Annotated in this window: 15 protein-coding genes and 3 tRNA genes; 2 read left to right on the top strand and 16 right to left on the bottom strand. The window is 30.6% G+C overall.

Going from position 1 to position 13,396, the window contains the following annotated elements; genetic code table 11:
* Nucleotides 1-22: 22 nt before the first annotated feature.
* The 8 genes from ABD771_RS02070 to ABD771_RS02035 form a co-directional block, all read right to left on the bottom strand.
* Nucleotides 23-469 carry a sterol desaturase family protein gene (locus ABD771_RS02070; protein ID WP_345089942.1) on the bottom strand — a complete coding sequence of 149 codons (447 nt, stop codon included), beginning with the start codon at nt 467-469 and terminating at the stop codon, nt 23-25.
* A 3-nt stretch (nt 470-472) separates the two neighbouring features.
* Entirely contained in the window at nt 473-1,312 is an 840-nt protein-coding gene (locus ABD771_RS02065) for a phytoene/squalene synthase family protein (RefSeq protein ID WP_345089939.1), read from the bottom strand.
* Between the two features lie 11 nt (nt 1,313-1,323).
* Nucleotides 1,324-2,784: a phytoene desaturase family protein gene (locus ABD771_RS02060; protein ID WP_345089936.1), complete on the bottom strand. Its 1,461-nt coding sequence runs from the start codon at nt 2,782-2,784 to the stop codon at nt 1,324-1,326.
* Between the two features lie 54 nt (nt 2,785-2,838).
* On the bottom strand, nt 2,839-3,735 hold the full coding sequence (locus ABD771_RS02055; protein ID WP_345089933.1) for a MerR family transcriptional regulator: 897 nt from the start codon (nt 3,733-3,735) through the stop codon (nt 2,839-2,841).
* A 274-nt stretch (nt 3,736-4,009) separates the two neighbouring features.
* Nucleotides 4,010-4,504 carry a hypothetical protein gene (locus ABD771_RS02050; protein WP_345089930.1) on the bottom strand — a complete coding sequence of 165 codons (495 nt, stop codon included), beginning with the start codon at nt 4,502-4,504 and terminating at the stop codon, nt 4,010-4,012.
* Between the two features lie 255 nt (nt 4,505-4,759).
* Nucleotides 4,760-4,841 (bottom strand) — tRNA-Leu (locus tag ABD771_RS02045).
* A gap of 41 nt (nt 4,842-4,882) precedes the next feature.
* Nucleotides 4,883-4,955, bottom strand: a tRNA-Lys gene (locus ABD771_RS02040).
* A gap of 29 nt (nt 4,956-4,984) precedes the next feature.
* Nucleotides 4,985-5,057: transfer RNA gene (locus ABD771_RS02035), tRNA-Lys, on the bottom strand.
* 125 nt (nt 5,058-5,182) lie between these two features.
* Here ABD771_RS02035 and ABD771_RS02030 point away from each other — a divergent pair.
* Complete coding sequence (locus ABD771_RS02030; protein WP_345089927.1) at nt 5,183-5,701, top strand: shikimate kinase; 519 nt, start codon at nt 5,183-5,185, stop codon at nt 5,699-5,701.
* Here ABD771_RS02030 and ABD771_RS02025 read toward each other — a convergent pair.
* Genes ABD771_RS02025 through ABD771_RS02015 form a run of 3 tightly spaced genes read right to left on the bottom strand, consistent with a single transcriptional unit; the run spans nt 5,693 to nt 7,149 of the window.
* On the bottom strand, nt 5,693-6,190 hold the full coding sequence (locus ABD771_RS02025) for a phosphoribosyltransferase family protein (protein ID WP_345089924.1): 498 nt from the start codon (nt 6,188-6,190) through the stop codon (nt 5,693-5,695). The two genes, ABD771_RS02030 and ABD771_RS02025, sit on opposite strands and share 9 nt — an antisense overlap.
* A gap of 4 nt (nt 6,191-6,194) precedes the next feature.
* Complete coding sequence (locus ABD771_RS02020; RefSeq protein ID WP_345089921.1) at nt 6,195-6,776, bottom strand: class I SAM-dependent methyltransferase; 582 nt, start codon at nt 6,774-6,776, stop codon at nt 6,195-6,197.
* A complete protein-coding gene (locus ABD771_RS02015; protein WP_345089917.1) occupies nt 6,763-7,149 on the bottom strand; it encodes an RNA-binding S4 domain-containing protein in 387 nt (128 codons plus the stop codon). The genes ABD771_RS02020 and ABD771_RS02015 overlap by 14 nt, the downstream gene beginning before the upstream one ends.
* Nucleotides 7,150-7,228: 79 nt before the next feature.
* Here ABD771_RS02015 and bamM point away from each other — a divergent pair, with 79 nt between their 5' ends.
* The gene (gene bamM, locus ABD771_RS02010) at nt 7,229-8,311 is read left to right on the top strand and encodes a BamM family beta-barrel-assembly machinery protein (protein ID WP_345089914.1); all 1,083 of its coding nucleotides are present in this window, start codon (nt 7,229-7,231) and stop codon (nt 8,309-8,311) included.
* 40 nt (nt 8,312-8,351) lie between these two features.
* Here the strand turns inward: bamM and ABD771_RS02005 are convergent, their stop codons facing one another.
* The 5 genes from ABD771_RS02005 to ABD771_RS01985 form a co-directional block, all read right to left on the bottom strand.
* Nucleotides 8,352-9,071, bottom strand: a complete 720-nt coding sequence (locus ABD771_RS02005; protein WP_345089911.1) for a DUF4369 domain-containing protein — start codon at nt 9,069-9,071, stop codon at nt 8,352-8,354.
* Between the two features lie 85 nt (nt 9,072-9,156).
* Nucleotides 9,157-11,016: a M61 family metallopeptidase gene (locus tag ABD771_RS02000; protein WP_345089908.1), complete on the bottom strand. Its 1,860-nt coding sequence runs from the start codon at nt 11,014-11,016 to the stop codon at nt 9,157-9,159.
* Nucleotides 11,017-11,074: 58 nt separating this feature from the next.
* Nucleotides 11,075-12,475 (bottom strand): alpha/beta hydrolase family protein, encoded by a 1,401-nt coding sequence (locus ABD771_RS01995; RefSeq protein ID WP_345089905.1) that lies wholly within the window; start codon nt 12,473-12,475, stop codon nt 11,075-11,077.
* A gap of 5 nt (nt 12,476-12,480) precedes the next feature.
* On the bottom strand, nt 12,481-13,065 hold the full coding sequence (locus ABD771_RS01990; RefSeq protein WP_345089904.1) for a YIP1 family protein: 585 nt from the start codon (nt 13,063-13,065) through the stop codon (nt 12,481-12,483).
* Between the two features lie 2 nt (nt 13,066-13,067).
* A complete protein-coding gene (locus tag ABD771_RS01985; protein WP_345089901.1) occupies nt 13,068-13,346 on the bottom strand; it encodes a DUF2089 family protein in 279 nt (92 codons plus the stop codon).
* Between the last annotated feature and the right edge of the window lie 50 nt (nt 13,347-13,396).

Here is a 13,396-nt window from a genome sequence, read left to right as displayed (position 1 = left end):
ATTCATTACGAATCGGATTTTTTTATTTTTGTTTGAAATATTTAAAAGGAACTACTAACATTCCAAAACATTCTCCATGTTCTTTTCCAATATGTTTGTGATGCATTTTGTGAGCTCTTCTCACGGCTTTCGCATAACGATTATTGGCATTTCTAAACATTTTAAAGCGCTGATGAATGAAAATATCGTGCACTGTGAAGTAAGCCAATCCATAAGCGAAAATTCCTAAACCAATAGCTAAACCTATTTCTAAGATGTCATTTTGCCAAAGCAAGAAAAAACCAATACTAACTACTGCATAAAAGATAAAAAATGCATCATTACGTTCAAACCACGAATCGTGATCTTTGTTGTGATGGTCTGCATGAAGATTCCAAAGAAATCCGTGCATAATGTATTTGTGACTAAACCAAGCCATGAACTCCATGACGGAAAAAGTAACAAAAAAAACTAAGATATGTAACCACATAATTTATATAATATTTAATTTATAAGAGAAATAACATTTTGCAAAAAGACCATATTTTTGATAATCAGGAACTCTAATCCTTGTGTTTTTAATTTCAGTTGATGGTGTTTTCTTTAATTTGGAAAGTAATTTTTTATAATAAATATAAGCTGTATAAACACCAAATTTTGCTTCTAATGGCAATCCAACAATTCCTTGGTAACCTGCTTCAAAATCGGCTTCTATTTCTCTAATGATTTCATTTTTTGAAGCTTCGTCTAATTTTGTCAAATCAGTATTTGGAAAGTAAGTACGACTTAAATCTTCAAAATCGGCTTTCAAATCTCTTAGGAAGTTTACTTTTTGAAACGCCGAACCCAATCGCATTGCCGAATGTTTTAGTTCTTCATATTTTGCTTCGTTTCCGTTTACAAAAACCTTCAAACACATCAAACCTACAACATCTGCCGAACCGTAAATGTATTCGTTGTATTCTTCTTTTGTTTTGTATTCCGATTTTACCAAATCAAGTTTCATACTTTTCATAAAAGCATCAATCAAATTGTTTGGAATTTCATATTTGTGAACTGTGTGCTGAAACGAATTTAATATCGGATTCAAACTGATTTTATTTTGTAAAGCGGCTTCCAAATCTTTTTCAAATAAATTGAACAGCTCTTCTTTGTTGTAATCGTGAAAGGAATCAACAATTTCGTCAGCAAAGCGCACAAATCCATAAATATTATAAATATCTTGTCGGATACTTGGAGCCAACATTTTTACAGCAGAGGAGAACGAAGTGCTGTACGACTTGGTTACATTCTTGCTACATTCAAAAGATACGGTGTCAAAAAGTGATTTCATCTATTTAAATTTTAGCGGTGTTTTTTTATTAAATCTGCAACAAGTTTTCCCGAAATTAATGCTGGCGGAACTCCTGGTCCAGGAACGGTTAATTGTCCAGTAAAGTATAAACTTTTTACTTTTTTACTTTTCAATTTTGGTCTCAAAAATGCTGTTTGTAATAATGTGTTCGCCATTCCGTAGGCATTTCCTTTGTATGAATTATAGTCTTTTATAAAATCATTTACACAGAACGACTCCTTAAAGATAATATTATTTTTTAGACTTTGCTGTGTTAAATTTTCCAAACGTGTCATTATTTTTTCAAAATACGTTTCACGTAACTCATTTGTATCATTCAATCCTGGAGCCAAAGGAATCAAAAATATAGCAGCTTCTTTGCCTTCTGGAGCCGAATTTGAATCCGTTTTAGAAGGAAAACTTGCATAAAACAATGGATCTTTCGGCCATTTTGGATTATCATAAATATCTTGTGCATGTACATCAAAATCAACGTCAAAAAACAATGAATGATGTTCTACATTTTCAATTTTTTTATCAAAACCTACGTAAAATAGGAGAGAAGATGGTGCAAAAGTTTTCTTTTCCCAATATTTTTCTGAATAAGCACGGTGTTTTTCATCCAATAAAGTTTCTGAATGATGATAATCTGCTCCTGATAAAATGATGTCTGCTGAAACTCTTTCGCCATTTACAACCAATGCGGTCGCTTTTCCATCAGTAACTTCAATTTTTTCAATATTAGAATTCACATTGATAGTAACACCAAGTTCTTTAGCTAATTGTTCCATCGCTAGAACAACTGAATACATTCCGTTTTTTGGATGCCATGTTCCCAATCCGAAATCGGCAAAGTTCATAAAGTTATAGAAAGATGGCGTATCAGATGGTTTTGCACCCAAAAACAAAACAGGAAATTCTAATATTTGAACTAACTTTTTGTTTTTAAATCGGCGTCTAATGTCTTTAGAAATATTTCCAAAAAATTGGTTTACTTTTAAAGCTGTTTCAACCGTAATCAATTCCAACGGCGAAACTCCTGGACGATAAACTAAATCTTTTATGGCAATGTCGTAGTTGCTTTGTGCTTCTTTCATAAAAGAGGCCAATTTTTCACCACTTCCTTTTTCGACAGACTCGAAAGTTGTAATAATTTCTGGAAGATTGTCTGCAATGGTTACAAATTCATTCACTCCAAAATACACTTGGTATGCTGGAGAAAGTTTTATTAATTCGTAATAATCAGAAGGTTTTTTGCCAAAATCATTGAAGAATCTTTCAAAAACGTCGGGCATCCAATACCAAGTTGGTCCAATATCAAAAGTGAAACCATCTTTTTTTAGTTGCCTAGCTCTACCACCAATGGTGCTGTTTTTTTCATAGATAGTTACTTTGTTGCCTTCTTTTGCCAAATAGCAAGCTGCAGCCAAAGCTGAAAATCCTGAACCTATTATTTTTATATTTTTTCTCATATTGTTTAACAAAAATAGTAAAAAGTTAAACAATAAAAAATTTTTATGAAAATTTTATAAGTTTTCAACTAGTTCATTTATTGTTTTAAACTGTCTAATCTTGTTATTTAAGTTCTTTTGGTCAACGTGTTCTGTCATTCTTCCCATCAACCATAGTTCAGAAGTATCGTCTAGAATTTGCTCTTTTAATTCTTTAATGTAATTATTTACATTAGCTTTTTCGGGCTCAACCGTCATGTAACAAATGTAAGTGATGTTATCGAAGTATTTTTTTAAATCTTTTAAACTTTCCATGGGTACACTTTCGCCAAGGTAAATGGTTTTGTAACCGTTCAAAAGAATGTCATAATTCAAGTACATCAATCCCAGTTCATGAATTTCATTCATAGGTAGATATAGTACGAATAATCTGTCTTCTTTGGTTGGTTTTTGTGTCTGAATTTTCTCAGTATTAGTAAGCAATTTCAATTTTATCAGATAACTAATAAAATGTTCGTGCGCTGGCGTAATCGTATCAGATTGCCAAAGAAACCCAATTTCTTCCATCAATGGAATGAAGACTTCAAAGAAAACTTCTCTAAATGATTTTTCAGAAAGTAAAGTGTCGTAAGTATTGAAAAATAGCGTTTGATCAAAATTCATCATAGCCAATTTAAATGAACTTATGGCATGACTTTTAGCACTTTTAGCAGAAACAATATCGCGAACTAATTCAGGAATTTTTTCTTGAGGCATTTTCGAAATTTTCGAAATTTTATATCCATAATCGTGCAACAATGTAATATTCAAAAGTTTTTGCAACGCATTCAAATCATAGAAACGAATGTTGGTATCAGTACGCATAGGTTCCAAAACATTATATCGTTTTTCCCATATTCTAATGGTGTGCGCCTTGATTCCAGATAGGTTTTCTAAGTCCTTTATGCTGAAAGTATTTTTAACACTGTTCATTGTTTTGATATTTTTGTTAAACAAAAGTACTAAAAAAAATAAACAAATGCTAAAATTTGGAATTATTTAGGAAATTGGGTTGGGAAATTGAGATTTTTTTGAAGGTTTTAATGTTATCAAGCTTGCCGACAGTCGCTGTTGAAAGCACTTACCAAAACAAATCTAATGAATTTCTTTGAAAGATAAAATTGTAGTCACCAGATTATTGTCCACGAAGAACAAAATAGCAAGCTCAAGCAGAGCAATTACAGAAAAATTAGGTTGGCAGTTGTTTTTATTTCAATCTAGTCAAAACCAAAGTCTCTAAGTCTGTTGTGAAAATAATCTTATCAGTTTTAAATTCTGTTTCAATATTCGCTCGCTCTTCTTTTCTTGCAATTATTCTGTATGATGAATTTAACATTCCTTCTGAAGTGAAAGTTAGAATTTGGTTTTTGTCATCAAAATTCCATTTTCCATATAAATCATCAAAAACAAATCCACATTGAAGTAAATGAAGTTTTTGTACTTGTAAATCATTTTCTTTCTTAAATTTTGTAACCCGTAAATTTAATTTGCTATAAAAATAAGCTACATAATATTCCGTAAGATTTTCATTTTTTGTTTCAATATTTTTGATTTTGAATATAGTAATTGTGTCCTTTTTAGCTAAATCAATGCTATCAGCACCAGAAAACCAATTAGTTTCTTCAAAAATCTCTTTTTTTAAATTTTGAGAATAAGAAATTGATAAACACGAAAATAAAATTAATATAAAAATGTTCTTCATTAAGTTTTTTTTAAAATAGAGCTGCTAACTTGTATGTAGCCGCTACTATTCATTAATAAAAATCAAATATAATAAAAACAAAAAATTCCAAACCAAAATTTAAATAGCTTTAAATTTTAATTTAGAATTCTATTCTTCTTTAATTTGATGGGATTGACTTCGTCCATCCTTTAAAAAGAAGTTTTAAAATTAAAATTCCAAATTTAAAACTTGAAAGCGAGCTTTCAGCTTTTAACTTGGAATTTCATTCATTCGTGACTTCGATGGGATTCGAACCCACACGCCTTTCAGCACTACCACCTCAAAGTAGCAAGTCTACCAATTTCTCCACGAAGCCGTAAATAAAAAAAGCCAAGCAAAATGCTCGACTTTATTTTGTGACCTGGCTGGGGCTCGAACCCAGGACCCCATCATTAAAAGTGATGTGCTCTACCAACTGAGCTACCAAGTCATTGCTTGAAGAAATTTTATAAAAAAAAGTGACCTGGCTGGGGCTCGAACCCAGGACCCCATCATTAAAAGTGATGTGCTCTACCAACTGAGCTACCAAGTCATTACATTTCCTCAATGCGGGTGCAAATATAAGGCGATATTATTTATTTTTCAAAGCAATTTTGTTTTAAATTTACCTTTTTTTAATAATATCTCTTAACGCCTTAATTTATAAGGTTTTATTTTATGAAAAAAGTTGTTTTAATAGGTTATATGGGAAGCGGTAAGTCGGTTGTGTCTAAAAAAATAGCACAACAGATTGAATTTTCGGTCGTGGAATTGGATGAAATGATTGAAGAAAAATGCGAAATGTCTATCGAAACACTTTTTTCTACCAAAGGCGAATTGTTTTTTAGAAAACAAGAACACCAACTTTTTTTAGAATTACTTTCAGAGGAGAAAAATATGGTGATTAGCACCGGTGGAGGAACACCTTGTTATTTCAATAATCATGAGTTATTGAATGGAGATAACGTGGTTTCTATCTACTTAAAAGCCTCGATTGATACATTGTATAATCGTCTTTTAAAAGGAAAACAAAAGCGTCCTTTGATAGCCAATTTAGATGATAGTGAAATTAAAGAATTCATAGCAAAGCATCTTTTTGACAGAAGTTTTTACTACAATCAAGCGACTTTTAAAGTAAATGTAGATGATAAAAGTATTAATGAAGTCGTTGCTGAAATTACAAGTTTATTAGCTTAATTCGGCAAAACTATTATTGTCTTCAAAAACTACAGAAACATGTTCATGTGAAGATGTTGAAAGCGAGATTCCCTTAAAATCAACTTTGATTGGATATTTTTTATGGTTTCTATCTACTAAAACCGCAGTTTTGAATTTCTTTAAAGGAACGTCTAAAAAATGTTTTACTCCGTACATCAACGTTGAACCAGAATTCAATACATCATCAACTAAAACAATGCCTTTATTTTGATATTCTTCTTTTGAGATTGAGGTAGTTATTTCAGAATTTAGATTTGTTTTATCGATTTTTACTTCACATAAAATTACTTTGATTGGCGATATAGATTGTAAAGAAACTGACAATTTTTCTGCTAATATATAGCCATTCGAGGCAATTCCTGCCAAAACAATGCTTTCTTCTTCTACGAAAGTTTCATAAATTTGATAAGCAATTCTCTTAATTTTATGTTCAATTTCTTGATGTGTAAGAATGATATTTTGGCTCATGGTTTTATTTTTTTGTAAATATAAAAAAGAGTTCGTTTCCTTCTCTAGGTTTTATAGAATTATGTGCAGTTTCTAATATTTTTAAATAGAAATCATTTTCAAATAAAGAATTATATTCTTCTTTAGAACCACCAAAAGGCGGACCAACTTCGGTTAATGGAAATTGAAAAAACAATCCTGCTAATTTCCCATTTGGATTTAATAATTCTTTCATTTTTTGAACGTAACCTTTTCTTAAAGATGGATCTAAGGCACAAAAGAAAGTTTGCTCAATAATTAAATCATACTTATTTTCATGTTCAAAAAAATCTGATTTTATCAATTGATTTGGATTACAATTTGGCACTCTTTTTAGAATGTTATCCAAAGGTGATTGGGCAAAATCTAATACAAAAACATTTTGAAAACCATTAGCAATTAAGTAATCAAATTCATGACTGTTTCCGGCTCCAGGAATTAAAATCTTGATAGATTTGTCTTCAATTTGGTTAATGTATTCTTTTAAAGGAGTTGAAATAGTACCAACATCCCAGCCAATTTCGTTATTCTGATAACGTTCTTCCCAATAATTGCTATTCAGTTTCATCAATATCAGTTTTAAATTCTATATCGTCTAAGTCGCGTCGGTCTTTTTTGGTTGGTCGGCCAGTTCCAGTTTTTCGGTAATGTTCTTTTGATAGTTTCAATAATTCTAAATGCGCAAAAGATTCCGCAGGAGTTTCATCTTTACGATAAACATCAACAAGTTTTGCTCCAACACGATTGGCAGGAACATCCAAAACTGAAATTATATGAGTTATTTGATCTTTTCTAAAGGTGATTTTATCTGATGGGAAAACCTCTTTAGATGCTTTTGCAACTTGACCATTAACAGTAATATGGTTCTTTTTACAAGCTTCTGTAACCATATTTCTGGTTTTATAATATCGAACACACCATAGGTATTTATCTACTCTCATAAAAATATCTAAAATCAACGTTAAATAGTTTACAAAAATAAATCAATATTGTATCTTGCGCACTTAAAATTGATTAATAATGAATAATATTTTTAAAATACTTTCAGCAGTAGTATTTTGTGGTCTTTTAGCATCTTGTAGCAAGAGTGATGACCCAGTAACGCCATTAAGAGATTATGCAGAACAATATGCAGCTGATATTGACTCAATTGATGATTATATCGATACGCATTACATGACAGTTGATCCAACAAATTTTGATGTAACATTTACTGAAATTCCTACTGGTGGAACGCAACAATCTATTAGAACACAAACACTATATCCATTAAAAGATACTCTTGTAAAAGAAGATGGTATCGAATATAAAATCTATTTTATTAAATTTAGAGAAGGTGATGCCGTAAATGGTAAAAGACCAACACAAGTTGATTCTGTTCACGTTTCTTATAGAGGAACTAGATTGACCGACGATCAATTTGATGATGCTACAAACCCTGTTTGGTTTGGTTTGCAAGATGTAATTTCTGGTTGGACACACATTATGCCAAACTTTAAAACTGGAACTTATACAACTGCTCCAGGTCCAAATCCGATTACTTTTAATGATTTTGGTGCAGGTGTTATGTTTTTACCATCAGGTTTAGCTTACTTTAATAATGCAGCTGGTTCGATTCCTTCTTACTCTCCAATAATTTTTAGCTTTAAATTATATGAATTAAGATATCGAGATCATGACAGAGATGGAATTTTATCTAAAGATGAAAGAAAATTAGATCCAGCAATTCCTGCTTTGATAAGATGGAGAGAAAACCCTTTTTTAGGATATGATTATGATGGAGATGGAGATGTAGAAATTTATGATACTGATGGAGATGGAACACCAAATATGTTAGATATAGATGATGATGCTGATGGTATCCCTACTAAGCTTGAAAGAAAATATCTAGTGGGAACTAATACTTATTATTATCCATTTAATGGCGCTGCAGTTGATAATACTGCAACTCCTATAGATGAAAGAAGAGGTATTCCGAGAAAGTTTACTGGATTTAATACTTCTACTAACACCATTCAAGGAGTACAAGCAGATTTTACTGATCCAGAAAGATTAAGAAGACATTTAGATCCAACATGTAAACCTCCTTATGGAGAAGATTAAATAAAAAAAATGCCGTTCAAAATTTTGAACGGCATTTTTTTTATTTAGTTTCTTCTAACTTCTTTCTTTCTTCAATTAATTGTTTTAATTGTTTTCCGTAAATCGATTTTGAGATTTCTGGCGTAAGAGATTTTTGAATGGTATCAAGATATTTTAAATTGATATCGTAGATTTCTGCAACGGCTACGTAAGGAGCAACCGCATGACTTGCATTGTTAACAGCAAAATTTGTTGTGTAAAGATATTTTCTCTTTAAGATATTATCTTGTTCAACTTGAATTTTGGCTAATTCTGCAGTGTTTTTATTTTTAAACGCAGTAAACCTTTTTTTAACTAATTCTAAATTTTCATCTACATAACGCGATACTACTTTTTTGTATTCATCATATAATTCTTGATTTTTTGAACCTGTAATTTTTGCGTCAGCAGTAAAAAATTCTAAAGAAGATTCAATATTAATTTTTCCTGGCTCAACAAAGAACGGAAGATTATTATCTACAGAATTGGAAACTCCTCTATCCAAGAAAAGATAAAGCATTTCTGGTGAATCAATATTCATTTCACTTTTAAAGTGCGAATCTCCATCAATAATGATAGTGTCAATGGCTACAAGAGTTGTGTCTTTAATTCTTTGAATATAAAGTGTTCCTTTTTTTAAACCTTTTATATTACCAGTTATTTGAAGATTTTTGTCCGATTTTTTTTCAGAACATGAGCTGATTACTACAAGTGCTAGTAAAGCAATAATTATTTTTTGCATGGTTTATTTTATTTTCGGCAAAATAATAAAAAAATCCTCAATCTATTGCATAAATTGAGGATTTAAAAAATGGATATATTCAAGTTTATCCTTTTAACCAAGCTTCTTTTAAAGTTTGTTTTGTTGGTTCCACTACTTGATAGCCTTCAGACTCTTGGTAAGACAAGATTACTTTACCAGTCAATGTTTGTTCTTTACCATCTCGTTTTACTTTTATCGTTACGTTGTCACCGTCTTTCCAATTTTGAGCTTCAGTCATCATTTCAGACAAAGTGTCAAGATTATAGCTTTTTCCGTTTAAAGAAGTAATTACATCGTCCGCTTTTAATCCGATATTGGTCATAAAAGTACTTAATTCTGTATTGTTTCTAACTATGATTTCTTTGGTTGTTGGGTTTCCAGAAATTCCAGCCGATTTAGAACTGTTTAAAAATGGATTTACTGCTTTTTTAATTTTCCCTTTTGCAATTCCAACTTTAGCAAAATAAACTTCATATGGAATTGGAGTAGGACCAGCAACATAGGTATTTAAAAATTCACCTACTTCTGGATAAGTCATTTCGGTTATTCTGGCAAAAAGTTCATTGTCATTAAATGGTTTTGTTGGACCAAATTCATTAGTAAGTTTTTGCATCATATCTAAGATTCCTCTTTGTCCATTACTTTTTTCACGGATAATGATGTCAATGCACATTCCAATTAAGGCTCCTTTTTCATAAACGTTTAGATATTGACCTTTATATGGTTCAACAAGAACATTTTGACTCATGGTTGTAAAAGGCATAGTATCATTCATACGTTTAGCACCTTTTATTTTATCATCCATTCTTCTGTAAAATGCATCTTCAGTAATTAAACCTTGGTTTACTTGAAATAGATTTGCAAAATATTCGGTTACACCTTCATACATCCATAAATGTTGTGACATTTTAGGTGAATTAAAATCGAAATAATGAATTTCATTAGAATGAACTCCAAGTGGTGTTACAATATGAAAGAACTCGTGTGAAACTACATCGATGATTTGTTTTCCTAATACACCAGTTGGCATCATTTCTGGAAAAACTACTGTTGTAGAACTGTTGTGTTCTAATGCCCCAAAACCTTTTGCATCAGTCTTTTTCATTTCAGAAAGATAAAGAAGGACAGTGTATTTTTTATTACTGTTTACAGCTCCTAAAAATTTCTTTTGAGCTCGCATACATTTTTCTAAATCTGCAGAAAGAGCTTTAGCTGTATGTTTATCATTTGGTGAATAAACGCTAAAAAGGATTTCCATTCCGTCTACATTGAAAGTAACATAATCTGGTTTAGAATACATTATCGGATTGTCAACCAAATCATTATATCTAGAAACAACAAAAGTATCTGATAAATTACTGCTGTCAGAATCGACTAATGAAGTAGCTCCAAAAAGATTTTCAGAATGGGTGATGTTTAATTTGTAAGTTAAGTCTTTTTTATCTTCAAAATAGCCAACGAAACCGTGGTTGTTTAGCATAAAATTTTTCCCTTCTAAAATATTTGTTCCAGCTGGAGAGAATACACCACTTCCAAATCCACCTCCGCCTTCAATATCATAAGTATCATTAACTAAATAGGTAATTTTATCTAGTTTTTTAGCTTCTTTGATAGTCCAAGAGTTAGTGCTTAGTTTTTCAACTTGTAAAGCATTTCCTTCACTATCAAAAGCTTTCATATCATCAATGAATTTACCATAATCATCTTCGGAATATGTTCCTGGAATTATTTTTGGAACGTGATATACAACTTCATCAGTTGTGATAGTTGGTGCACTAATAGAAACTAAAAGTTTATCTTCTTTTACGTCGTTTAAGTTGATGTTTACTACAACTTCAGATTTTTCAGAAGAAACTGCTGTAGAAGTTGGTTTACAACCAAAAAACAAAGTAACAACTGCTAAGGATAGGATTATTTTTTTCATAAAATATCAAAATTTCTAATAATAGGTAGCTAATCTAATAGATTTGTTACAAACTATTTTAATTTTTTACCTGAATTTTTATCCAATTTAATATTTCAGTCAAAGCTATTGGTGAAAAGGTTTGTTCAATTTTATCATATTCACTTGGAGCACCTGTTGTACATTCTTGAAACAAATGATTTAGATTAGGAAGTTCTTTGGTTGTAACTTTTTTGTTTTTTCCTTTAGCTAAGGCATTTTTTATGGCTTCTAGATTTTCTTTTGCTGGTACTTGTAAATCTTTCAATCCGTTTAGTGCAATAACTGGACATTTTACTTTTTCTAAAGCAACACTTGGATCTAGTTTTATAAAATATTTTATCCATGTATCTGTATATTGATTTATTTGAAATTTAATGTATTGTTCTTTAGTCATTCCTTCAGGATATTTTACATCAGGAGTTTTACTAATTGCCTCTTCAAAAAGATTGGTCAAATCAGTATTAAGTATAGAATCATCAGTAGATTTAATTATTAAATCAAATATTTTTTCATTGAAAATTCTGGCTTCATTTATGTTTTCTTCAGATGCACCACCAGCTCTTGAGATTAATTCTTGTTGTAATAAAAGAAGTTTATCGCCTCTCAATCCAGTTCCTGCAAGTAATACTATAAAACTTACATTCTTGTTTCTACTTGCTACCATTGGAGCTACAACGCCTCCTTCACTATGACCAACAAGACCAATACTTTTTTTGTTTATTTCTTTTCTGCTAAGTAAATAGTTTACTGCTGCTTCAGTATCATAAGAAAAATCTAAAGTTGTTGAAGTGGCATAATTTCCTTTAGATGAAGCAGTTCCTCTGTCGTCGTATCGTAAAACGCCAATACCGTTTCTTGTTAAATAATCTGAAATTACTAAGAAAGGTTTATGCCCAAGAAGTTCTTCATCACGATTTTGTGGACTACTTCCTGTAATTAGTATTACTACTGGAAAGTTTCCTTCTTTGTTTGGTAGTGTTAAAGTTCCAGCAAGTGTTACTCCGTCTTTTTTGTTTTCAAAAGTAACTTCTTCAGTATAATAAGGATAAGGTTTTTTTGGTTCTTGAGGTCTAGCCAAAGCCATTTTTTCCACTTTTTCTCTAGACAATTCCATTGGGAAACTTTGTCCAACTTGTTTGAAAATTCCTTTTATTTTATTGTTTTCAAAAGTTCCTTCATATTCAATTCTACCTGCTGGAATTGCAAATTTGAAAGTAGCGTTTTCAAAACTAGTTGATGGAATTGGTATGTCAAATGCTTTTTGATCAGGACTGTCCATAGTTGATTTATAACCATTTTCAGTTTTGGTAACATTAATTTCAATGGGTAATTGAGCTCCTGGAACTTTTAATAATCCATACCATTTACCTGTAATGTCTTGTCCGAAAGTTGTTAACGACAAGAAGAATATAACAATTGTTATTGATGCTTTTTTCATTTTATCTAATAGTTTAGTTTTAGTATTATAATTTTTGATATCACTTCAGCTAGAATTATTGCTAATCCAAAAAGTAAAATATGTTTTGCTTCCTTTGAGTTGGTTGCAGTTTTGAATCCATTAAAAAGAAGGATTATTGACCAAATTAAGCAGATGAATGTTGCAATCCCTGATAACACAAGTAAAACCATTTCTGAATTTTCAATATTGATTTCTTTGTTTTTTGAAACCATATCTATTAGTTTTTCAGTAACCAAATACATTTTGTTGTTTACATTGAAAAATAATAGTAAGTAAAAAGGAATTTTTGCAATTAGGCTTGTTGCTATGATGTCAATAAAGCGTGTTTTTTTATTTACTAATTTGCCAACAAGAAATAAAAGTGTTGATAAAATAAAAATATTTATTATTAAATCAATTGCAGTCGTTGAAATAGATGTTTTTTCAATAAAATGTAAATCGAGAACACCATCAAATCGTCCATTAAAGGCAAATGCTAGAAGGCATCCGATGATACCTGCTAAAATTCCAAATGTTATTAATTGCTTTTCGGAATAGTTTTGAAAAGGATTAAATATTATTTTTTTCATACTTATTTTTTGGATTTTAAGTGATTTATTTTGTTGATAATATCATCCAATTTGTTTCTTACAGTTGGATAACTATTTCCCATTTGAGTAGCCATTTCTTTTAAACTACCGCTTGTTAGAAAAAATTGTAAGATAAAATTCTGCTCTTCTTCAGTGATTTGAAGCAATAATGGAAGAGAATAATTGCCAGAAACAGATGTTGAGCAATTACCACAACTTAATTGTGTTACTATAAGTGAGCTTTCACAACTTGGGCATTGTATTGGAAGTTTTGTTTGCATAGTATTAAAATTATAATAAACAAAATTAAATAATATTTAAATATAAATTA

Origin of the sequence: Flavobacterium chungnamense, from assembly GCF_039539165.1 — a bacterium.
Lineage (GTDB): Bacteria > Bacteroidota > Bacteroidia > Flavobacteriales > Flavobacteriaceae > Flavobacterium > Flavobacterium chungnamense.
The sequence above is the reverse complement of the archived record's forward strand: the minus strand, read 5'-3'. Positions and strand labels throughout refer to the sequence as shown.

Bases quoted from the DNA above. Each gene is read 5' to 3' on its own strand.
- ABD771_RS02070 (WP_345089942.1), bottom strand. From the start codon at position 469: ATGTGGTTACATATCTTAGTTTTTTTTGTTACTTTTTCCGTCATGGAG.
- ABD771_RS02065 (WP_345089939.1), bottom strand. From the start codon at position 1,312: ATGAAATCACTTTTTGACACCGTATCTTTTGAATGTAGCAAGAATGTA.
- ABD771_RS02060 (WP_345089936.1), bottom strand. From the start codon at position 2,784: ATGAGAAAAAATATAAAAATAATAGGTTCAGGATTTTCAGCTTTGGCT.
- ABD771_RS02055 (WP_345089933.1), bottom strand. From the start codon at position 3,735: ATGAACAGTGTTAAAAATACTTTCAGCATAAAGGACTTAGAAAACCTA.
- ABD771_RS02050 (WP_345089930.1), bottom strand. From the start codon at position 4,504: ATGAAGAACATTTTTATATTAATTTTATTTTCGTGTTTATCAATTTCT.
- ABD771_RS02030 (WP_345089927.1), top strand. From the start codon at position 5,183: ATGAAAAAAGTTGTTTTAATAGGTTATATGGGAAGCGGTAAGTCGGTT.
- ABD771_RS02025 (WP_345089924.1), bottom strand. From the start codon at position 6,190: ATGAGCCAAAATATCATTCTTACACATCAAGAAATTGAACATAAAATT.
- ABD771_RS02020 (WP_345089921.1), bottom strand. From the start codon at position 6,776: ATGAAACTGAATAGCAATTATTGGGAAGAACGTTATCAGAATAACGAA.
- ABD771_RS02015 (WP_345089917.1), bottom strand. From the start codon at position 7,149: ATGAGAGTAGATAAATACCTATGGTGTGTTCGATATTATAAAACCAGA.
- bamM (WP_345089914.1), top strand. From the start codon at position 7,229: ATGAATAATATTTTTAAAATACTTTCAGCAGTAGTATTTTGTGGTCTT.
- ABD771_RS02005 (WP_345089911.1), bottom strand. From the start codon at position 9,071: ATGCAAAAAATAATTATTGCTTTACTAGCACTTGTAGTAATCAGCTCA.
- ABD771_RS02000 (WP_345089908.1), bottom strand. From the start codon at position 11,016: ATGAAAAAAATAATCCTATCCTTAGCAGTTGTTACTTTGTTTTTTGGT.
- ABD771_RS01995 (WP_345089905.1), bottom strand. From the start codon at position 12,475: ATGAAAAAAGCATCAATAACAATTGTTATATTCTTCTTGTCGTTAACA.
- ABD771_RS01990 (WP_345089904.1), bottom strand. From the start codon at position 13,065: ATGAAAAAAATAATATTTAATCCTTTTCAAAACTATTCCGAAAAGCAA.
- ABD771_RS01985 (WP_345089901.1), bottom strand. From the start codon at position 13,346: ATGCAAACAAAACTTCCAATACAATGCCCAAGTTGTGAAAGCTCACTT.